General features: G+C 72.5%; 18 protein-coding genes and 1 pseudogene. 12 read left to right on the forward strand and 7 right to left on the reverse strand.

What is annotated here, in order from left to right; all coding sequences use genetic code 11:
* Nucleotides 1-57: 57 nt before the first annotated feature.
* Nucleotides 58-696, reverse strand: coding sequence for a TetR/AcrR family transcriptional regulator (locus AC5L36_RS04435; protein ID WP_441214051.1), 639 nt, complete (start codon nucleotides 694-696; stop codon nucleotides 58-60).
* A gap of 153 nt (nucleotides 697-849) precedes the next feature.
* On the opposite strand from AC5L36_RS04435, the gene AC5L36_RS04440 reads away from it, so the two are divergent.
* The 6 genes from AC5L36_RS04440 to AC5L36_RS04465 all read left to right on the forward strand — a co-directional run bounded on the left by AC5L36_RS04440 (nucleotide 850) and on the right by AC5L36_RS04465 (nucleotide 7912).
* Entirely contained in the window at nucleotides 850-2898 is a 2049-nt protein-coding gene (locus AC5L36_RS04440; RefSeq protein ID WP_441214053.1) for a hypothetical protein, read from the forward strand.
* A gap of 40 nt (nucleotides 2899-2938) precedes the next feature.
* Nucleotides 2939-3949 carry an alpha/beta fold hydrolase gene (locus tag AC5L36_RS04445; protein WP_441214054.1) on the forward strand — a complete coding sequence of 337 codons (1011 nt, stop codon included), beginning with the start codon at nucleotides 2939-2941 and terminating at the stop codon, nucleotides 3947-3949.
* On the forward strand, nucleotides 3946-4749 hold the full coding sequence (locus AC5L36_RS04450; RefSeq protein WP_441214056.1) for a DUF3152 domain-containing protein: 804 nt from the start codon (nucleotides 3946-3948) through the stop codon (nucleotides 4747-4749). The genes AC5L36_RS04445 and AC5L36_RS04450 overlap by 4 nt, the downstream gene beginning before the upstream one ends.
* Before the next feature lie 104 nt (nucleotides 4750-4853).
* Nucleotides 4854-5771, forward strand: a complete 918-nt coding sequence (locus tag AC5L36_RS04455; RefSeq protein WP_441214057.1) for a DUF3152 domain-containing protein — start codon at nucleotides 4854-4856, stop codon at nucleotides 5769-5771.
* Between the two features lie 101 nt (nucleotides 5772-5872).
* Entirely contained in the window at nucleotides 5873-7054 is a 1182-nt protein-coding gene (moeZ, locus tag AC5L36_RS04460; RefSeq protein WP_441214058.1) for an adenylyltransferase/sulfurtransferase MoeZ, read from the forward strand.
* A 111-nt stretch (nucleotides 7055-7165) separates the two neighbouring features.
* The gene (locus AC5L36_RS04465; protein ID WP_441214060.1) at nucleotides 7166-7912 is read left to right on the forward strand and encodes a prenyltransferase/squalene oxidase repeat-containing protein; all 747 of its coding nucleotides are present in this window, start codon (nucleotides 7166-7168) and stop codon (nucleotides 7910-7912) included.
* Nucleotides 7913-8066: 154 nt separating this feature from the next.
* Here AC5L36_RS04465 and AC5L36_RS04470 read toward each other — a convergent pair whose 3' ends face one another.
* Nucleotides 8067-8342, reverse strand: coding sequence for a hypothetical protein (locus AC5L36_RS04470; protein ID WP_441214062.1), 276 nt, complete (start codon nucleotides 8340-8342; stop codon nucleotides 8067-8069).
* A 402-nt stretch (nucleotides 8343-8744) separates the two neighbouring features.
* Nucleotides 8745-9281 (reverse strand): annotated as a pseudogene (locus AC5L36_RS04475) (NADH-quinone oxidoreductase subunit B); the annotation flags it as partial.
* A 107-nt stretch (nucleotides 9282-9388) separates the two neighbouring features.
* Between AC5L36_RS04475 and AC5L36_RS04480 the strand changes: the two are divergent.
* Nucleotides 9389-9937, forward strand: a complete 549-nt coding sequence (locus AC5L36_RS04480) for a SigE family RNA polymerase sigma factor (RefSeq protein ID WP_441214064.1) — start codon at nucleotides 9389-9391, stop codon at nucleotides 9935-9937.
* Nucleotides 9930-11117 carry a hypothetical protein gene (locus AC5L36_RS04485; RefSeq protein WP_441214066.1) on the forward strand — a complete coding sequence of 396 codons (1188 nt, stop codon included), beginning with the start codon at nucleotides 9930-9932 and terminating at the stop codon, nucleotides 11115-11117. Before AC5L36_RS04480 ends, AC5L36_RS04485 begins: the two co-directional genes overlap by 8 nt.
* Here the strand turns inward: AC5L36_RS04485 and AC5L36_RS04490 are convergent.
* Nucleotides 11114-12517, reverse strand: coding sequence for a pyridoxal phosphate-dependent decarboxylase family protein (locus AC5L36_RS04490; protein ID WP_441214068.1), 1404 nt, complete (start codon nucleotides 12515-12517; stop codon nucleotides 11114-11116). The two genes, AC5L36_RS04485 and AC5L36_RS04490, sit on opposite strands and share 4 nt — an antisense overlap.
* Nucleotides 12486-13832: an MFS transporter gene (locus tag AC5L36_RS04495; protein WP_441214070.1), complete on the reverse strand. Its 1347-nt coding sequence runs from the start codon at nucleotides 13830-13832 to the stop codon at nucleotides 12486-12488. The genes AC5L36_RS04490 and AC5L36_RS04495 overlap by 32 nt, the downstream gene beginning before the upstream one ends.
* A 59-nt stretch (nucleotides 13833-13891) precedes the next feature.
* On the opposite strand from AC5L36_RS04495, the gene AC5L36_RS04500 reads away from it, so the two are divergent.
* Nucleotides 13892-15346: a gamma-glutamyltransferase gene (locus AC5L36_RS04500; RefSeq protein WP_441214071.1), complete on the forward strand. Its 1455-nt coding sequence runs from the start codon at nucleotides 13892-13894 to the stop codon at nucleotides 15344-15346.
* Between the two features lie 84 nt (nucleotides 15347-15430).
* Here AC5L36_RS04500 and AC5L36_RS04505 read toward each other — a convergent pair whose 3' ends face one another.
* Nucleotides 15431-15736 carry an MGMT family protein gene (locus AC5L36_RS04505; RefSeq protein WP_441214073.1) on the reverse strand — a complete coding sequence of 102 codons (306 nt, stop codon included), beginning with the start codon at nucleotides 15734-15736 and terminating at the stop codon, nucleotides 15431-15433.
* Between the two features lie 28 nt (nucleotides 15737-15764).
* Here AC5L36_RS04505 and proB point away from each other — a divergent pair, with 28 nt between their 5' ends.
* From proB to AC5L36_RS04520, 3 genes are read left to right on the forward strand one after another with little or no spacing between them, the layout of a single operon-like run.
* The gene (gene proB, locus AC5L36_RS04510) at nucleotides 15765-16874 is read left to right on the forward strand and encodes a glutamate 5-kinase (RefSeq protein ID WP_441214075.1); all 1110 of its coding nucleotides are present in this window, start codon (nucleotides 15765-15767) and stop codon (nucleotides 16872-16874) included.
* A gap of 14 nt (nucleotides 16875-16888) precedes the next feature.
* The gene (locus tag AC5L36_RS04515) at nucleotides 16889-18133 is read left to right on the forward strand and encodes a glutamate-5-semialdehyde dehydrogenase (protein ID WP_441214077.1); all 1245 of its coding nucleotides are present in this window, start codon (nucleotides 16889-16891) and stop codon (nucleotides 18131-18133) included.
* A gap of 32 nt (nucleotides 18134-18165) precedes the next feature.
* Complete coding sequence (locus AC5L36_RS04520; protein ID WP_441214079.1) at nucleotides 18166-19476, forward strand: DUF2252 domain-containing protein; 1311 nt, start codon at nucleotides 18166-18168, stop codon at nucleotides 19474-19476.
* Here the strand turns inward: AC5L36_RS04520 and AC5L36_RS04525 are convergent.
* Nucleotides 19462-20139 carry a TetR/AcrR family transcriptional regulator gene (locus AC5L36_RS04525; protein WP_441214080.1) on the reverse strand — a complete coding sequence of 226 codons (678 nt, stop codon included), beginning with the start codon at nucleotides 20137-20139 and terminating at the stop codon, nucleotides 19462-19464. The two genes, AC5L36_RS04520 and AC5L36_RS04525, sit on opposite strands and share 15 nt — an antisense overlap.
* Nucleotides 20140-20174: the final 35 nt, after the last annotated feature.

Below are 20174 nucleotides of genomic sequence, written 5' to 3' on the forward strand. Positions count from 1 at the left end.
GGGTGGGAATCTCACCTCGCCTCGCGGCTCGGATTAAGCCCTGCGCGGAGCGTCGGCTCAGGTCGGGTCGCCCTGTAGCGGGAAGCTGCCGATGCCCCGCCAGTTGAGCGCCGCCACGAGCGCCTCCGCCTCCGCCTTGGGCACCTGCCGGCCGGCGGCGAGCCAGAACTGCGCCGCCGTCTCCGCCGCACCCACCAGGCCGGAGGCCAGCAGCTCGGCGCGGGCCCGGCTCACGCCGGTGTCCGAGATGATCGTGTCGGTGATCGCGGCGATGCAGCCGCTCTCCACCCGCTCGACCCGCTCCCGCACCGCCGGCTCGTTGCGCAGGTCGGACTCGAAGACCAGCCGGAACGCCTCGCTCTCATGGTCGACGAAGTCGAAGTACGCCTGCACGGCGCCGCGCACGCGCTCCTTATTGTCATTCGTGGCGGACATCGCGCTCTGCACCTTCGCCACGATCGCGTCGCAGTGGGTGTCGAGCAGCGCCAGGTAGAGCTCCAGCTTGCCGGGGAAATGCTGGTAGAGCACCGGCTTGGAGACGCCCGCCCGCTCGGCGATGTCGTCCATCGCGGCCGCGTGGTACCCCTGCGCCACGAAGACGTCCTGGGCCGCCTCCAGCAGCTGCTTGCGGCGCGCGGAACGCGGCAGGCGCGTGGGCCGGCCCGTCGCCGGCGCGCTTCCCGACCCTACGGCCATGCCGTCACCTCGACTTTCACGTATAGCCCTAATACTTTCGGCTAATCCGACGGATCGGTAAACATCGACCTACCGACGAACTAGCCTGACGTTGCGGCTTATCGCCACTGTCAGCACACGGTAGCCTCAGCGGGGGCAACCGAGGAGCGCACGGTGGACGAAACAGGGCAACCCGGTGGCGTCACGCCGGGAGGTAGCAGCAACGGCGCAGGTCCGCACGGAGAGCGTGCCGACCGCGGCGGTAAGGCTGACGGCGCTGGTCAGGCCCGGCTAAATGGCTGGGCAGCGGCCGACGCGGTCTGGTCGAACGCCGGCGCCGCGCTGGAGCCCGCCCCCGAGCCGGTGCAGCCGACCTGGCGCACCGCGCCAGCCGACGGTGGGGTGGGGCACGGTTGGGCCGACGCCCCGCGCTACGCCGACCTGCTCGCCCCGCTCAGCCCCGCCCCGCCGCAGCAGCCACGGCAGCAGGCCCAGCCGCCGATCAACGGCGCCGACTCCGCCCCGGTCGCGCTGCGGGTGCCGGCGAGCGCCCCGCCGTACCCGTACGAGGGAGATCTCGAGGACGCCGCCCGGGTCTCCGGGCTCTCCGAGGTCACCCCGATCCCGCCGATCGCGGTCGACCGCTCGGCCCCGCCGGTGCAGGCCGCGCTGTCGCCCCAGCCCGAGGCGCCCCGCCACGGCACGGAGGTCGCCCGCCACGGCGCCGAGGAGCCACTCCCGTCCCGCCGCGGGGCGTCCGCCCCGGCGGAGACGGCCAGGCCCGCGCAGGGTCCCGCCGTGCCCCGGTCGCAAGCCGGCTCGATGACCCCGCAGCAGTGGCGGGAGGCCCGCGAGGCGGGCAAGACCGCCGACGTCCCCCCGGGCTTCCGGCCCCAGCCGCAGTATGAGCGGCCCGGCTATGACACCACGCTGTACGAGCGGCCGGTGTCGCCGCCCGCGCCGACCCCGGCGGTGCCGCAGGCCCGTTCCGTGTCCCCGGCGCCGACCCACGCGACGGCGACCTGGGCGCAGGAGTGGCCGCAGCCCGAGCGCGCACCCGAGCCGAGGCCCGCCCCGCCGCGCCCGCCGGCGCGCCCCACCGACCTGGCCAGCGACCCGCTGACCGGCCCCGCGCCCGCCGTCGCGCCGCCACCGCCGGCGCCGCAGCCGCCACCGAGCCAGGCCACCACCAGCCAGGTCGCGCCGCCGCCACCCGCGCGGGCACCGGAGCCGGAGGCGCTTCCGCAGCGGGTGCCGTCCGAGCCCGACGTGCCCACCGCGCCGGAGCCGCCCGCCGAGCCGCCCGCCGACGGACCCGACCTCACCCGCATCTGGAGCCATCTACAACGCGACGACGTGCAGCCGCGGGAGCGCCCGGAGGGCTTCGACGTGCAGGCGATCCTGGCGGCCGTGCGCGGCGTGGAGGGCGTGCGGGACGCCTCGCTGCGCACCACGCAGGGCGGGGCACACAGCCTGCGCCTCGATCTGGCCGACGGCGCCGACCCGGCCGAGGTCAGCCGCATCGTCGCCCGCCTCCTCCAGGATCGGATGGGCCTGGCCGCCGCGCCCAAGGAGCCGCCCGGTCCCGGCGAGCCGGTCGCGGCCCGGCCCCGCTCCGAGCCCACGGCTTCCGGCTCCTACCCGGCTCCGGCCGGTTCCTACCTTCCCGCCCAGCCGGGCGGCCCGGTCGCTGAGCAGCGACGGCCGGCCCCCGAGACACCGCGCCGCCGGGCTCGCCGGGCGCGGGAGGAGGGCCCGTTGGGTCAGAGCGCTCCGGTCGAGGCCGCGCCACCGCGACCGCTGCCGGCTGGCAAGCCGGGGCCGCGCATCGTGATCGACGAGGTGCAGGTCAGCACGTTCGGGCTGGACGCCACCGTCGAGGTGCGGCTCGCCGCCGACGAGCGGCGGGCCACCGGGCGGGCCAACGGTCCGGCCGTCGACGCGTACGTGCTGCGCCTCTGCGCCGAGGCGGGTGCGTCCGCGGTGGACGACCTGCTCAGCACCGCCGAGCAGGTCGGTGACCGGGGCAAGTGCTTCGTCGAGCACGCGGCCGTGGTGCCGTTCGGCAGCTGCGAGGTCGCGGTCGTCGTGGTGCTGCTGGTCTGCGGCGGGTGGGTCGAGCAGCTCGCCGGCTCCGCGCTGGTGGCCGGCGATCCGCGCCAGGCTGTCGTACGTGCGACACTCAACGCCGTTAACCGCCGTTTGGAGGCATTGCTCGCGTAACGCGCGGCATCTTTCGCCCCGCGCGGGGCATCATTGATCGATGAAGCGTGCGCTGCTCGGAGCGGATGACATTTTCCCCGCCGACCGGGAGACGCCGCGCTGGCCAGGACGCACCGAAATGCTCGACGGCTCCCGTGTGTTCGTGCGCGACACGCCGGCAACCTCGCCCGCCGCCGAGCCCGCGCTCTACGTCCACGGCCTCGGCGGCTCCTCGACAAACTGGACCGACCTCTCCGGCCTGCTCGCCAGCCGGCTGGAGGGCCAGGCGATCGACCTGCCCGGCTTCGGGCGCAGCGACCCGGCCCGCCGCTACACGATCGCCGCCTTCGCCGACCGCGTGATCCGCTGGATCGAGCACTCCGACCGTGGCCCCGTACACCTGTTCGGCAACTCGCTGGGCGGGGCGATCTCCGTGCGCGTGGCCGGCACCCGTCCCGACCTGGTGCGCTCGTTGACGCTGGTCTCGCCGGCCATGCCGTTTCTCGACCCGCGCCGCTCGAGCCAGAGCCGCGTGCTGCCGCTGCTCGCCATCCCGCGCGGTGACCGGCTCGCCTTGCGCTTCCTCGGCCGTATCACCCCCGAGGAGATGGCCCGCCAGATCATCGCCACCTGCTTCGCCGACCCCGAGCGGGTCAGCGAGCAGCGCCGCCTGGAGGCGATCGAGGAGATCCGCATCCGGTACGAGCTCGCCCACTACGTCCCGGCCTACCTCGGCTCGCTGCGCGGGCTCGTCTCCAGCTTCCTGCGGGCGTACCTGCCGGGTGAAGGCTCGCTGTGGCGCATCGCGTCCCGGATCACCGCGCCCACGCTGGTGATCGGCGGCCGCCAGGACCAGCTCGTCGACATCCGGGTGCCGCCGCAGGTGGCCCGCACGATCCCGGACAGCCGGCTGCTGATCCTCGACCAGGTGGGGCACGTGGCCCAGATGGAGGTGCCGCGGATGGTGGCCCGGGCGGCGGTCGCGCTGCTCGACGAGATACGCCAGCCCGCATCCAGCAGCACACCGAGGCTGAGCCGGGCCGTGCGCCCGGCGCGGGTGGCGCCGGCGTGAGTCGCGCCCTCGGCGTGATCGCGGGGGCAGCGGTACTGGCGGGGCTCGTCCTGGTCGGGCTGGGGGTCTTTCCGGTCGACCTTTCGCCCGCCGCGCCGGTGCCGTCGCCCGTCCCGGAGACGCTGGCCGTGTCGCTGCCGCCGTCCCCGCAGGCGTCTCCCTCGCCGTCCGAGTCGCCCAGGCCGGCGCCGCCGGTACTCCGGCTTTCCGGGCCGGTGCCGACCAAGGGATCTGGCAGTTTCGAGTACGCCGCGACGGGCGGCCCGGTCCGCGGGCGCTCCGGCACCCTGCTGCGGTACCAGGTGGCGGTCGAGCGCGGCGCGGGCGAAGACGCGGCGGCGTTCGGTGCGGCGGTGGACGGGGCGCTCGGCCACGCGCAGAGCTGGACCGCCGGCGGCCTGCGCATGCAGTGGGTGCCGCGCGGCACGCCGTACGACTTCACCGTGCACCTGGCCACCCGGGAGACCGCCGGGCGGTTGTGCGGGGCCGGCGGGGTCGACATCACGGTGCGCGGGCGGCCGTACACCTCCTGCCGGATCGGCGGCAGCGTGATCATCAACCTCGACCGGTGGCGGCTGTCGGTCGACCACTTCGTGGCGGCGAAGGTGCCGCTCGCCCGGTACCGCGACTACGTGATCAACCACGAGGTCGGGCACCAGCTGGGGCACCGGCACGAGCTGTGCCCGCGGCGCGGCCGGCCGGCGCCGGTGATGATGCAGCAGACCCTCGACCTCAAGGGATGCACGGCCAACCCGTGGCCGTTCCTGAACGGGCGCCGGTACGCCGGCCCGCTGAAATGATCGGGCAATTCGGCGTGTCTGAGGACAACTCAGTGTAAATCGGCTGGCACGCTGAGTGGACCATGACGACGCGCGCACCTCGTGCCCCCGCTCCACCTACTCCCGTGCCCCGGAGCCGGCGCACGGAGTCCGGGCCCGTCACGCGGCGGGCGTCCGAGGAGCGGATGTGGCACCGGCGGCGGCGTACCGCCCTCGTGGTGCTCTTTCTCGCCGGCACCGGTCTCGTGGTGATCGACGCGGCCCGCCACCGGCCCGTGCCGGCCCCGGTGCCCGCGGCGGCGGCGCCATCCGCGGCCCCCACCACGCCCGCGGCGCCCACGCCCGCGCCGACATCCGCGGCCCCGACACCGTCGCCGTCCCCCTGGCCCTCGGTTTCGAGGTCGCCGAGTGTCCGGCCGTCGGCCACCCGATCCCCGTCGCCGGTGGCCTCGCGGCCGGTGGCGGCGGTCGCCTTCCCGGAGCGCGGGCTGGGCTCGTTCACCGAGGTCACCAGGCCCGGGCGGGTACTCGGCACGGCCGGCGCGCTGCGCCGCTTCCGGGTCGCCGTCGAAGACGGCACCAAGCAGGACCCCCACACGTTCGCCGCCGAGGTGGACGCGATCCTCGGCGACCCGCGCAGCTGGGTAGCGGCCAAGCGCTTCCGCCTCCAGCGGGTGCCGACCGGCGCGCCCGCCGAGTTCACCGTCTACCTGGCCACGCCCGCCACCTCCGAGCGGATGTGCGCGCTCGGCGGGCTGGACACCGAGGGGTACACCTCGTGCCGCCTCCCCGGCCAGGTCATCATCAACCTCGCCCGCTGGCTGACCGCCGTGCCCGACTACGGCGCACCGGTCGCCACCTACCGGGCGTACGCGATCAACCACGAGGTGGGACACCAGCTCGGCCAGGGCCACGAGGCCTGCCCAGCATCCGGCTCGCCCGCCCCCGTCATGCAGCAGCAGACGCTCGGGCTCAAGGGCTGCCTGGCGTACGCGTGGCCGTACCTGGCCGGTCGCCGGTACGTCGGTCCGGCTATTCCCTGATCCCGCCTTCTGGGCCGTGGGCCACGTCATTGCTCCGCCGCGTCATCGGCGAGCAACAATGGTGCGGTTAGCGCTCTCTCTTACCTTCCGGGGAGTCAATCGTGTCGCTGCCCCCGCTCGTCGAGCCCGCCGCCGAGCTGTCCGTCGACGAGATCCGCCGCTACTCACGCCACCTGATCATCCCGGACGTCGCGATGGACGGGCAAAAGCGGCTGAAGAACGCGAAGGTGCTCTGTGTGGGCGCCGGTGGCCTCGGCTCGCCCGCGCTGATGTACCTGGCGGCGGCCGGCGTCGGCACGCTCGGCATCGTCGACTTCGACACCGTCGACGAGTCCAACCTCCAGCGGCAGATCATCCACGGCCAGTCCGACATCGGCCGCCCCAAGGCGGAGTCGGCGGCCGCGTCGGTGCGCGAGATCAACCCGTACGTCGACGTGGTCATCCACAACACGTCGCTCGACCGCGACAACGTGCGGGAGATCTTCTCCCAGTACGACCTGATCGTCGACGGCACCGACAACTTCGCCACCCGCTACATGGTCAACGACGCGGCCGTGCTGCTCGGCAAGCCGTACGTGTGGGGCTCGATCTACCGCTTCGACGGGCAGGCGTCGGTCTTCTGGTCCGAGCACGGCCCCTGCTACCGCTGCCTCTACCCGGAGCCCCCGCCGCCCGGCATGGTCCCCTCCTGCGCCGAGGGCGGCGTGCTCGGCGTGCTCTGCGCGTCGATCGGCTCCATCCAGGTCACCGAGGCGATCAAGGTGCTGACCGGCATCGGCGAGCCGCTCGTGGGCGGCCTGATGGTCTACGACGCGCTGGAGATGTCCTACCGCAAGATCAAGGTCCGCAAGGACCCCAACTGCGCGCTCTGCGGCGAAAACCCGACGGTCACCGACCTGCTCGAAGACTACGAAGACTTCTGCGGCGCGGTGTCGGTCGAGGCCCAGGAGGCGACGATCGACTCCACGATCACAGCCCGCGAGCTCAAAGACTGGCAGGACTCCGGCAAGGACCTCTTCCTCGTCGACGTGCGCGAGGCCGCCGAGTACGAGATCGTGCGCATTCCCGGCGCCACTCTGATCCCCAAGGGCGACATCCTGTCCGGCGAGGCGCTGGCCCGCTTCCCGCAGGATCGGCAGATCGTGCTGCACTGCAAGTCGGGCGTCCGCTCCGCCGAGGCGCTGGCCGCGCTCAAGGCGGCGGGCTTCAAGGACGCGGTCCACGTGCAGGGCGGCGTGCTCTCCTGGATCAAGCAGGTGGACCCCTCGCTACCGGCCTACTGACCTGGTCTTTGGTCTGACCTACCGAGGCGTAACGAAGAGCGCGGCGGTAGGGTTTCGCGAGTGGTCGACATGGACGGTGCGATCGGGTTCGTGGTGGCCCACGGAGACGCCGTGGATCGTGCTCGTCTGTCATACCTACGCACCGGTGCGACCCCGAGCGAAGACATCCTCACCACTGCCGAGATCGGCCAGGCGCCCGACGGCGGCTGGCCGGCCACGTGGGGCGCCGAGGTCGCATCGATCGACGCCACCTGCTTCCGGCTGGCCGAGCTGGACGACCTCGGCGCGCTGGGCCGCCCGGCCGCCCGCCGCGGCCTCGACTGGCTGGCCAGCCGCCAGCAGAACAGCATGTGGGAGGAAGACGACTCGCTGGCCGCCGAGGCACCGCCGTGGGCCAAGCCCGGCGACCCGGAGGCCCGGCTCTTCCTGACCGCGAACGCCGCCTTCTGGCTCAGCGTCTCCGACCTGGACGCGGGCTGGGGCGGCGGGCAGTACGGCGCGCTGCTGCGCCCCGCCGGCCAGGCGATCGCGGCACACATCGGCCACGACGGCTCGTGGCGCACGTTCCTGGTGAGCGCCTGGCTGAGCGCCGCGGTGCTGCACCGGCAGGACATGTTCTACGAGTCCGCCCGCATCCAGATCATGCTGGGCGACCGCCTGGCCCAGATGAGCCCGGCCGACGTGGCCTGGATGGCGTCCGCACTGCGCCGCGTGGGGGTGGCGGTGGACGACTGGCTGCTGACCGCGGCCCGGCGGCGGCTGGCCGAGACGCAACGCAGCGACGGCGGCTGGCCCAGCGACGACGGCGCGGCCTTCGACGTCCACACCACACTGGCCGCCATCCGCGCCACCCGCTGACCCCGATCGAGCACCTCGGCCCGCGGCCGCCACCTGGTCGAGGACCGGCGCTTTCGGGTCCGCGAATCCGACGAGTCCGCGTGAAGCGGTGCCGGTACGGCATAGACGCACCCGCGGATGATTTCCGCGAGTGCGTCCACCTGTGCGGCCTTATCTAGCAGTAATAGCTCATCCCGGCGAAGTGGGTATCCATGTTGTACACCGCCGTGTAATACGTCTGCATGTAGTTGTTGTTCCAGGCGATCGTCGCAACGTTGTACCAGTAGCCGTACATAGTCTCGTGGTAGGTGCACTGCGCCTCGTTTCTGGCCGCACTGGCGGGCGCCGCGCTGACGAGGACCCCGCCCGCGCCGAGTGCCAGGGTCAGCGCCCCGGCAACCGCCAGGCGACGTGCGGCGCGTGAGATGAGGCCGCGTCTTTGGACAATCATTAGTGCTCCGTTCTTCGGTCGCGTCGCGCGCTTTACCAGCGGTGCCACGCAGTCACCGTCGACAAATTGATTAGCGGCCCCAGTCTGAGACGGAGTCCTGAAACCGCCCTAACGCGACGCTGAAAACGGCGGTATGGACCACGACGGGCGTCGCGGTATCTCAAACCTTGCCGCCGGCGCTCCGGCTCAGTCGCGGTCTTCGGGGTGGGGGTGCTGGTAGTCGAGCTTGTCGGGAGGCAGCGGCAGCTCGCGGTCGTCGCCGAAGGGTGCGCCGGCACCGGCGCGGTCGCCGGTGATCTCGCGGACCGGGAGGCGGCCGTCGGGGCCGAGCGGGGGCGCCTGCGGCGGTGGCACCGACCGGTGCCAGTCGATGTTGTCGGGCAGCACCACCCGGCGGTGTGACTCCGGCACGGTCACCAGCGGCGCGGTCAGGGCCTCGGCGCCGTTGAGGGCCAGCGGGTCAGGGCGGGCCACGCCGCCGATGCCGGACTGCTCGCCGGCGATCATTTCCTGGAGGCGGAGGATGCCGTGCAGCAGGGCCTCGGGGCGGGGCGGGCAGCCGGGCACGTACACGTCGACGGGGATGATCTGGTCGACGCCCTTGGTGACCGAGTACGAGTCCCAGTACGGGCCGCCGCAGTTGGAGCAGGCGCCGAAGGAGATGACGTACTTCGGCTCGGGCATCTGGTCGTAGAGGCGCTTGATCGCGGGCGCCATCTTGTCGGTTACGGTGCCGGAGACAACCATGAGGTCTGCCTGGCGAGGGCCGTGCGCGAACGGGATCACGCCGAGCCGGATGAAGTCGTGCCGGCCCATGCTGGTGGCGATGAACTCGATGGCACAGCAGGCCAGGCCGAAGTTGAAGACCCACAGCGAATAGCGCCGGCCCCAGTTGAGCACGAACCGGATCGGCTCGCCGAGCACTCCTGGCAACTGCACGACACAAGTCAACCACAGGCCGCTCGCCTGCAACCGGCCCGAACGGTGGGGCGTGTTAAGCGCGCTCCCGGTCCAAGCCGGGATTCACGCGGGGAGGGAATGTGCAGGTGTCGACGCCACCACGCCTCGACGGGGCACCGCCGGATGTGGGACGGGCCGTGAGCGAGACCGACTTCGACGACTTCTACCACGCCCACTTCCGGGCGCTCACGGTGCAGCTTTGCGCCTACACCGGTGATCTCGCCCAAGCACAGGACCTGGCCCAGGAGGCGTTCTGCCGGGCGTACGCGCGGTGGGCCAAGGTGGTCCAGTACGACGATCCGGTGGCCTGGGTGCGCCGGGTCGCGTGGAACCTCGCGGCCAGCCGGTGGCGCCGGATCCGCACCGCGCGGGCATACCTGCGGCGCCAGCGCGAGGAGCACGTGGCGGGTCCCGGCCCCGACCGCGTGATGCTGACGGCCGCGCTGGCGAAGTTGCCGGAAAACCAGCGGCGCGCGGTGGTGCTGCACCACCTGGCCGACATGACCGTGGCCGAGATAGCCCGTCAGGAAGGTGTGGCCGAGGGGACCGTCAAGTCCTGGCTGCACCGGGGACGCAACACGCTGGCGGCCCTGCTGACGGAGAGCAACGAGCAGCCGGAGGAGAGCCGTGACTGACCACCTTGACGACTTCTTCGCGGACTACCGCGCCGGCCTGACGCCGGAGATCGTGCCCGCGGGGCCGGCAGCGGTGCGTACCACTGTGCGGCGGCGCCGCCGGGTGGCGGTCACCGCGGTGGTGGCAACGGCCATCGTGCTCGTCGCCGCGCCGGTCGCCGGGTACGCCGCGTTCAACGGTGCCGGGCCCGCACCGGCACCCGGCACGTCGAGCACGCCGACGCCCGAGCAGACCACGGCCACGCCCACCCCGTCTCCGTCCGCCCCAACCACCACCCCGCCGCCGCCGAACGGCCGGATCAGCCGCGGCGAGCTGCTGGCCGCCGCGGTCGACCTGCCGCCGTGGCAGTCGAACGCCCCGTCCTCGTGCACCCGCGACAACGTGCGCCTGGCCGGTGAGTCGTCGTTCAGCAAGCCCTGGCTGATGAACCTCGTCTACGGCGACGTCGACGCCGACAGCGCCCAGGAGACCATCGCCACGGTCGGCTGCGCCCCGGGCGAGGCGGACATGCAGCAGGTCGTGGTCTTCGACCGCGACCAGGCCGGGAAGATCGTCACCCGAGCCCAGGTCGTCCGCACGGAGCAAGGCGTCCTGGGGTGGATCATCAAGGTCACGCCCGCCGGTAAGGGCACGGTGAAGGTGCGGGTGGGCGACCTCCAGCCCTGCTGCGACATGAGCGAGAAGCAGGTGCAGAAGCAGGACCGGACCTACTCCTGGGACGGCACGGGCTTCGCGCAGTCGAGTGGCCCCACCAGCTTCCCTGAGCGGCCGGACTTCCGCACCGACCTGAAGATAACCGCGTCCGACCTGGTCTTCACGAACGACAAGGACGGCAACCCACACGGCTTGATCACCCTGACCGTGCGCAACGCGGGCCCGCGCGACACCATCAACATGTCACTCTCACTCGACCTCTCCGGGCTCCAGGTGGGCCGCGAGGGACCGGGCTGGGACGCCTGCGAGATCGTGCAGCCGGGCCCGAACGAGCGCAACGCCTCGCCGAACTGCGTCCTCAAGGACCCGCTGGAGGCCGGCGAAACGCGGACGTTCCGGTTCCACGTCTACACCACGAGCGTGCCGACCGGCCTGACCGGCACCGTGGACGTGACCGCCTTCGACGCGGGTGTCATGGGTGACCTCAACCAGGAAGACAACCAGGCCACGTTCAAGATCCGCTAGTCAGTGAAGTGCGCGGGGCGCTGTAGGTGGCCTAAAAAGTCCACCAGCAGCGCCTCGCGCATGTGTGGCGGTGCGGCATTGAGCAGCGCGTTGACCGGCGCCATCCGCTCCGGTAGGCCACTGCCGAAGCCGAGCGCGCCCAGCAGCTCGGGCAGTGGGCGGTCCAGCGAGATCTCCGGCAGCACCACGGGACCGGCCGCCCGCGCCGCCCAGGCGGCCGCCGCGAGATCCGGGCCGAACTCGGCCACCCGCGGCGCCACCGAGGCGGTCACGCTCAGGTGGATGCTGGGCGGCAGCTCGCCGTACGCGAACTGGGGCTGGGTGTGCCACCCGCGCGCGGTGAGCTCGTCCGCGAGGACGAAGACGTCGAAGCCGTCGGCGGTGAAGCAGACCACTGTGGACGAAGCCGGCGCGACGAGGCGCAGTCCGTCCACAGCGGACACCGCGGCGGCCAGCTCCCGCACCGCCGCCAGCGTGCGTGCGGCGAGCGCGAGGTAGCCGCTGTCGCCGATGTGGCGCAGCACCGCGTACGCCGCGGCGATCGGTCCGCCCGACCGCGTCGACGAGATCACCGGATTGACCATCGAGTAGCCGGGCCACCCCGCGTACGCGAAGTACTGCGGCCGCCGCAGCCGCGCGTCCCGGTGCAGCAGCACGGAGACACCCTTCGGCGTGTACGCGTACTTGTGCAGGTCCACCGAGATCGACGTGACTCCGGGCACCGCGAAGTCGAACGGCGGCACATCCGCGCCGAGCCGCCGCAGGTAGGGAAGCGTCCAGCCGCCGAAGCAGGCGTCCACGTGGCACCGCACACCGGCCGCCGCGGCGACGGCCGCGATCTCCTCCACCGGATCCACCACGCCGTGCGCGTACGAGGGCGCGGAACAGGCGACCAGCACCGTATCCGGGCCGACCGCCGCCGCGACGTCCTCGGCCGCCGGGCGCAAGGTGGACGGCGACACGGGTACGAGGTCGAGCGCCACGCCCAGGTACTGCGCCGCCTTCGCGAACGCGGCGTGCCCGGTCTGCGGCACGACCATGCGCGGCCGCTCGACGCCGGGTGCCCCGTCCCGGGCCGCCTTCACCGCGAGCATCAGCGACTCGGTGCCGCCGCTCGTGACGTTTCCGACCGTCTCCGAGCCGCCGCCCAGCAGCGCGGCCGCCGCGCCGACCAGCGTGTTCTCCATCGCCAGCAGGGACGGGAACGCGGTGGGATCGAGCCCGTTGACGTGCGCGGACAGGCCGTACGCCGCCATGGCCAGGTCGTCGAGCCCGTCCAGGCCCGAGTCGTAGACATACGCGAACAGGCGCCCGCCATGGGTGGGGCGGTCGGCCGCGCGAAGCGCCCGGATCTCGTCGAGCACCTGCTCAGCCGGCAGGCCGTCCTTCGACAACGACATGCCGATCACCGTACAGACGCCGCTCGTCCAGGTCGTAGCCGCGCATGAGCACGGTGCCGACGCCGACCACCACCGCGGGCAGCACGGTGAAGCCGAGCAGCACGCCCAGCCGCGCGGTGCTGTCCTGCGCGGCCGCCGCGCCGCTGTCCGACGACACGTACCCGAACAGCTGAAGGACCACCGCGTAGATGCCGGGTCCGAGCGCGAGGCCGAGCGTCTCCCCGGCCGTCCACAGCCCGGTGAAGACGCCGGCCTGCCGGCGGCCGGTGCGCGTCGTGTCGTACGCGATGCAGTCCGGCAGCATCGACATCGCGAACACCTGCTCGCCGGCGTACCCGCAGCCGATCGCGGCCACCAGCAGGTACACCACGACGGGCGGCAGCGCGGGCGCGGCGACCAGCGCGAGCGCACCGCCCGCGAAGATCAGCGAAGCCAAGACGAACGCGCGCACCTTGCCGGCCCACGCACCCACCCGCCGCCACAGCGGCATCACCAGCAGCGCCGGCCCGACGAAGCACACGAAGAGCACGGTCGGCCCGTCGTCCGGCCGCTCGATCACGTGGTCGGCGAAGTACTTCACGCCGGCGAGCATCGTGCCGATCCCGGCGGCCTGGACCACGAAGCAGGCCAGCAGCAGCCGAAACGGGCGGTTGGCGCGCGCCACGGCGAGCTGGGCGCGCAGGGTCGGCTCGCTCTCCCGTGCCTCGCCGGTGGGCACGCCGCGGGTGCCGGCGTAGACGCCCACCGCACCGACCACGATCAGCGCGGCGCAGAACAGCCCCATCCACCGGTGCCCAGGTATGCCGTCGCCGCCCGCGCTCACCACCAGTGGCGCCACCGCGCCGGAGATCAGGATCGCCAGCGCCAGGAACGCGACCCGCCACGTCATCAGGCGGGTCCGCTCGGCGTACCCGTCGGTGATCTCCGCGGGCATCGCCACGTACGGCACCTGGAAGAACGCGTACGCCGTCGCGGTCGCCAGGAAGGCCACCGCCACATATGCCGTGGCGCCCGCACCGGTCCCGGCGGGTGCGGCGAAGATCGCCGCGAAAAGCACGGCAAGGGCAAAACCCCCGCCCAGCAGGTACGGGCGCCGGCCGCCCCACCTGTCGGATATCCGTCCGGCGACGGGGTTGACGAGCACGTCCCACGCCTTGGGTACCAGCACGAGCAGCCCGGCCACCCCCGCCGCGACCCCCATCGTGTCCGTGAGGTACGGAAGTAACAGCAGCCCCGGCACCGTGCCGAAGGTGCCGGTGGCCACCGAACCCAACGCGTAGCCGACGTGCACCCTGCGTGGCAACGCGTCACTCATGGCCGGGGATGTTAACCATCTGCCCGCACGCGGCGGTAGATGGCTCTACGCTGCGGCGCGTGACTATTGGTGTCCCCGCGGCGACTCGCGTCGCCGCACCGCTCCGAGAGGAGGCGATGCGCGTGCCCGCCGGCGTAGCCGCAGGTCACCCGGCCACGGCCGAGGTCGGGCTGCGCATCCTCGCCGCGGGCGGCTCGGCGGCCGACGCGGCTGTGGCCGCGGTGCTCGCCACTACCACCAGCGAGAGCATCCTGACCGGGATCGGCGGGGGCGGCTTCGCCACGTACTACGACGCGGCGACACAGACCGTGACATGCCTGGACTTCTTCTGCTCGGTGCCGGGGCTGGACGGGGACATCGTCGCCGGGCCGATGGTGCCGATCGAGGTGTTCTTCGGCGGCGTACCCCAGACCTACTCCATCGGGGGTGCCAGCGTCGGCGTCCCCGGCGTGCCGGCCGGCTGCGGCGAGGTGCACCGCCGCTGGGGCCGGCTGCCCTGGCAGCGGGTGGTGGAGCCGGCGATCACCCTGGCCAGCAGCGGCGTCGTGCTGCCCGCCGCGCAGGCCCGCACGCTCGTCTCGGTCGCGCCCGCGCTGCTGCCCGGCGAGGGCGCCGCCATCTACGCACCGAAGGGCGAGCTGCTCCAAGGCGGCGAGCTGCTGCACCACCCCGGCCTCGACCGCGCGCTCACGATCCTCGCCGAGGAGGGGCCGGCGACGTTCTACACCGGCCGGCTCGGGCGCGTGATGGTCGACACCGTGCGGGCCGCCGGAGGCGCGCTCGGACCGGCCGACCTCGCCGCCTACCGGGTGCTGGAGCTGGAGGTGGGGCACGCGCTGATCGGCGGCTCCCACGTGTACGCCCGGCACGACCTCAACGGCACCATCGACACGCTCGCCGCGCTCCCCGCCGAGCTGAGCGCCATGTCGCGCCCGTCCCGCGCGGTGGCGGTGGCCGACGCGCTGCGCACCCGGGGCCCCCAGCGGCTCGGCGACACCACGAACATCTCGGTCGTCGACCACGAGGGCGACGCCTGCGTGATCACCACGACGCTCGGCATCGGCGCCGGCGTCTGGCTGCCCGGCCTGGGCATCAACCTCAACTCCATGCTCGGCGAAGGCGAACTGATCACGCCCGACCTGGAGCCCGGCCGCCGCATGCAGTCGATGATGTGCCCGCTCGTCGTGGTCGACGACAAGGGCGACCTGGTGGCCGCCGCCGGCTCCGCGGGCGCCTCGCGCATCCGCACCGCACTCGTCGACACCCTGCTCGGCGTGCTCGTCGACGGCCTCGACATGCCGTCGGCGATCCACCGGCCGCGCTTCCACGTGGTCGACAACACGGTGCACGCCGAGCTCGGCTACCCCGAAGACGAGCTGGCGGCCCTGGAGGCGTCCGGCTACGAGGTCAACCGCTGGCCCGACATGAACCACTACTTCGGCGGCGTCAGCGCGGTCGGCGTAGCCGGCGCCGCAGGCGACCCCAGACGCGGCGGCGTAGGCGCGACAGCCTAGACCCCCCACCCCTGCCCCCGCCCCAAGAGGGCAGCCCTCTTGAGAGCCGGGCGAGGCCGCGGCGACCCTGAACACGAAGCGGCTCTAGTCGGGGGACCAGGCGGCTTTCTTCATGTCGACGCGGCCGTTGCGCATCGGGGTGGCCTCGCCGATCAGCCTCGCCATCGCTTCCAGCTCGTGGCCGGGCACCACGCGGCCGGAGTTGTTGACGACGCGGTGCCAGGGGACCGGGCCGCCGTAGCGGGCCATGATCGAGCCGACCAGGCGGGCTGAGGAGCGGCCGGAGCGGTCGGCCAGGTAGTCGGCGATCGCGCCGTACGACATCACCCGCCCCGCTGGTATGCGCTCGACGAGGGCCAGCACCTCCTCGACGTACTCCTCCGGGGTCACAGCCAGACAGCCTATGCAGAATGGTTGGGTGCGCGAAGCAGTCACCTCAGCGCGGCGGGTCGTCGTCAAGATCGGCTCGTCGTCGCTGACCACGGCCACGGGAGGCCTCGACACCGGGCGCGTCGACGCCCTCGCCGACGTGCTCGCCGGGCTCTGTGCCGAGGGTCGCGAGGTCGTGCTCGTGTCGTCGGGCGCGATCGCGGCCGGCCTCTCGCCGCTGGCCATCCCGCGGCGACCGCGTGACCTGGCCACCCAGCAGGCGGCGGCCAGCGTGGGGCAGGGGCTGCTGATCGGGCGATACGCGGCCAGCTTCGACCGCCACGGCCTGATCGTCGGCCAGGTGCTGCTGACCGTCGACGACGTGACCCGCCGCGCGCACTACCGCAACGCGTATCGCACGCTGCGCAAGCTCCTGGACATGCGGGCCGTCCCGATCGTCAACGAAAACGACACGGTCGCCACCGAGGAGATCCGGTTCGGCGACAACGACCGGCTGGCCGCGCTCGTCGCCGCCCTGGTGCACGCCGACCTGCTCGTGCTGCTGTCCGACGTCGACGCGCTCTACACCGGCGACCCGGCGCGGCCGGACACCCGCAAGGTCGGCGACGTGCACGGCGAGGCCGATCTGGCGGGCATCGCGCTGGGCCGGGCGGGCAAGGCCGGCGTGGGCACCGGCGGGATGGTCACCAAGGTCGAGGCGGCGCGTATCGCCACCGGCTTCGGCATCCCGGTCGTGCTGACCGCCGCCCCGCTCGCCCCCGAGGCCCTCGCCGGCGAGGAGGTGGGCACGCTCTTCCATCCGGTACGCCAGCGGCCGACCGCCCGCCTCTTCTGGCTGGCCCACGCCACCTCGCCGCGCGGGCGGCTGCACCTCGACCCGGGTGCGGTGCAGGCGGTCGTGGCCCGCCGCAAGTCGCTGCTGCCGGCCGGCATCACCGCGGTGGACGGCGCGTTCACCGCCGGCGACCCGGTCGACCTCGTCGACTCCTCGGGCGCGCCGGTCGCCCGCGGGCTCGTCAACTACGACGCGGTCGAGCTCCCTTCGCTGCTCGGCCGGTCCACTGTGGAGCTAGCCGCGGCCCTCGGCCCCGGATACGAACGCGAAGTCGTGCACCGCGACGACCTCGTCCTGCTGTAGAGAGTGAGATGTCGATGAGCGTCAACGAGCAGGCACTGCGGGCCCGCGAGGCGGCCACCGCGCTGGGCACCGCCACCCGCGCCACCAAGGACGCCGCGCTGCTGGCGATGGCCGACGCGCTGCTCGCCCGTACCCCGGAGATCCTGAGCGGAAACGCCGCGGACGTGGCGGCGGCGCGCGACGGTGGCCTGACCGCGGCGATGATCGATCGTCTTTCCCTCACCGAGGGGCGGGTGGCCGCGATGGCCGACGCGTTGCGCCAGATGGCCGCGCTGCCCGACCCGGTCGGCGAGGTCGTGCGCGGCTCGACCCTCCCCAACGGGCTGGAGCTGCGGCAGATCCGCGTGCCGTTCGGCGTGGTCGGCATCGTCTACGAGGGTCGCCCCAACGTGACCGTCGACGCGGCCGGCATCTGCCTCAAGTCGGGCAACGCCGCGCTGCTCCGCGGCTCGTCGTCGGCCGCCCGCTCCAACGCCGCGCTCACCGCCGTCCTGCGCGACGCCGTCGAGGCCGCCGGCCTGCCCGCTGACGCCGTCCAGCTGCTCGACTCCACCACCCGCGACTCGGTCAAGGAGCTGATGCGCGCGCGAGGGCTGGTCGACGTCCTCATCCCGCGCGGCGGCGCGTCCCTGATCAAGGCGGTGGTCGAGGAGTCGACGGTCCCGGTGATCGAGACCGGCGTGGGCAACTGCCACGTGTTCGTCGACGCGGCCGCCGACCTCGACAAGGCGCTCGCCGTGGTCATGAACAGCAAGACCCAGCGACTGTCCACATGCAACACCGCCGAGTCGCTGCTGGTGCACGCGGACGTGGCGGACGCGTTCCTGCCGCGCATGCTGACGGCCTTCGCGGAGGCTGGCGTAACGGTCCACGGTGACGCTCGGGTGGCGGGTTTCTCGGAGGCGGTGGTCCCCGCGACCGAGGAGGACTTCGCGGCCGAGTACCTGTCCGCTGACATCTCGGCCGCCGTCGTCGACTCGCTCCAGGACGCGGTGCGGCACATCCGCCGCTACGGCACCCAGCACACCGAAGCCATCATCACCGAGTCGGTGGCCGCGGCCCGCGAGTTCGTCGCGCACGTGGACGCGGCGGCCGTGATGGTGAACGCCTCGACGCGGTTCACGGACGGGGGAGAGTTCGGCTTCGGCGCCGAGATCGGCATCTCGACCCAGAAGCTCCACGCCCGAGGCCCGATGGGCCTGCCCGAGCTCACCTCCACGAAGTACGTGGTCACCGGCGACGCCCACCTGCGCATCTGACACCTGGCGGACGGGGTCTAGCCTGCGGACTTATGAGCAATGATCAGCGTCCGGCCAAGATCGTCGACGTGTTGCTGGCGGAGTTCGGGGAGCTGATGGCGCTCGACCCGGCCGCGTTTCGCCGCAAGTTTCGCAAGATGGCCGCCTCGCCCTTCGCGTTCTACCGGGGCAGCGCCGCGCTCTTCTACGCCGACATGACCGGCGACTTCGCCGACCAGCGGTTTCTCGACGAGTTGACCAGCCGGGTGTGGATTCACGGTGACCTGCACGCGGAAAACTTCGGCACGTACATGAACTCGTCCGGCCAGCTCGTCTTCAACGTCAACGACTTCGACGAGGCGTACGTCGGCCCGTACTCCTGGGACCTCAAGCGCTTCTCGGCCAGCGTGGCGCTCATCGGGTACGCCAAGGCGCTCTCCGACGCGGTGATCAGCGACCTCGTGACGCGGTTCGCGACCGCGTACCTCACCGAGCTGCGGGCGATCGCCGCCGGGGGTGACGACGCCATCGGCTCGATCACGCTGGAGAACGCCGACGGCGTGCTGCGCACCGTGCTCCAGCAGGCGCGCCTCAACACCCGGGTCGACCTGCTCAAGGAGCAGACCACGATCGACAACTACGAGCGGCGCTTCTCGCTGGGCGACGGCGTGTACGAGATCGACGCGGAGACGCGGGCGACCGTGGTGGCCGCCTTCGAGCGGTACCTCGCCACGCTCCCCGAGGCGACCGCGGCGCAGCGGCCGGTGGCCACGCACATCAAGGACGTGGTGCTGCGCAAGGGCGTGGGCATCGGCTCGGCCGGCCTGCCGTCGTACAACCTGCTGCTGGAGGGGCACACCCAGGCGCTGGAGAACGACGTCGTCATCTACATGAAGCAGGCCCAGGTGCCCGCCGTCGCGCGGCACATCACCGACGAGAAGGTGCGGGGCTACTTCACGCACCAGGGGCACCGCACCGCCGAGTCGCAGCGGGCGCTACAGGCGCACGCCGACCCGTGGCTCGGCTTCACCGAGCTGGAGGGGGTGGGCCAGCTTGTCGCGGAGGTGTCGCCCTACGCCGCCGACCTCGACTGGGCCGACGTGAACGAGCCGGACGAGCTGGCCGGCGTCGTCACCGACCTGGGCCGGGCGGTGGCCCGGATGCACTCGGTCGCCGACGACGAGTCCAGCCACGACCTCGTCGACTTCTCCACCGAGGAGGCGATCGTGGCGGTCGTCGACCGGGACACCGAAGGGTTCGTCGCACACCTTGTCGACTTCGCCCACGAGTACGGCATCCGGGCCCGCGCGGACCACCAGATCTTCGTCGACCTGTTCCGCAACGGGAAGCTACCCGGCCTCTGACATCGCCTCGGCGATCAACGACTCGATCTCGGCCTCGAACAGCAGGCCGGCGTCGAATCCCATGGGGCCGAAGTGCCCCTCCACCTCGAGGCTGACCACGCCGTGCATGCGGGTCCAGCCGCTCACGCCGAGCCGCAGCGCCGGCCCCGACCAGGGATGGTCCGGGTTGCGGTCGGCCAGGCCGGCGGCCAGCTGACCTTCGAGAGTGGCCGCCCGCGGAGCGGGTGAGAGCGCCGCGATCGGCTCCAGGAACGCGCCCAGCGTGCGGGTCGCCGCGCCGATCGTGTGCGACGGTGCCGCGTACCCGGGGACCGGAGTGCCGAACAGCAGCAGGTATCGGTGCGGCTGCGCGAGCGCCCACTGCCGAAACGCGCGGGCGAGCGCCCGGATCCGGTCGGCCGGCTCCGCACCCGCCACCGCCTCGCTCGCCGCCTCTACCGCGTCCGCCAGATCGTGGTATCCGTCGCTGATCAGCTCGGTGAGCAGTTCGTCGCGCCCCGCGAAGTACCGGTAGAGGGCCGGGCCGGTCATCCCGAGCTCCTTGCCGATCGCGTTGAGCGAGAGCGACTGCGGCCCGGCGGCGGCGATCTGCCGGAGGGCCGCCGCTTTGGCCTCTTCGCGGGTCTGTGCGCGAAGTCTCTCGCGACGGGTTGCGCTTTCCATGCGTGACAGTCTAACTTGAGTTAGAGCTTCTAACT

This window comes from Phytohabitans sp. LZ39 (assembly GCF_059359075.1).

Bases quoted from the DNA above. Each gene is read 5' to 3' on its own strand.
- AC5L36_RS04445 (WP_441214054.1), top strand. From the start codon at position 2,939: ATGAAGCGTGCGCTGCTCGGAGCGGATGACATTTTCCCCGCCGACCGG.
- AC5L36_RS04515 (WP_441214077.1), top strand. From the start codon at position 16,889: ATGAGCGTCAACGAGCAGGCACTGCGGGCCCGCGAGGCGGCCACCGCG.
- AC5L36_RS04470 (WP_441214062.1), bottom strand. From the start codon at position 8,342: ATGATTGTCCAAAGACGCGGCCTCATCTCACGCGCCGCACGTCGCCTG.
- AC5L36_RS04490 (WP_441214068.1), bottom strand. From the start codon at position 12,517: ATGTCGTTGTCGAAGGACGGCCTGCCGGCTGAGCAGGTGCTCGACGAG.
- AC5L36_RS04520 (WP_441214079.1), top strand. From the start codon at position 18,166: ATGAGCAATGATCAGCGTCCGGCCAAGATCGTCGACGTGTTGCTGGCG.
- AC5L36_RS04495 (WP_441214070.1), bottom strand. From the start codon at position 13,832: ATGAGTGACGCGTTGCCACGCAGGGTGCACGTCGGCTACGCGTTGGGT.
- AC5L36_RS04525 (WP_441214080.1), bottom strand. From the start codon at position 20,139: ATGGAAAGCGCAACCCGTCGCGAGAGACTTCGCGCACAGACCCGCGAA.
- AC5L36_RS04435 (WP_441214051.1), bottom strand. From the start codon at position 696: ATGGCCGTAGGGTCGGGAAGCGCGCCGGCGACGGGCCGGCCCACGCGC.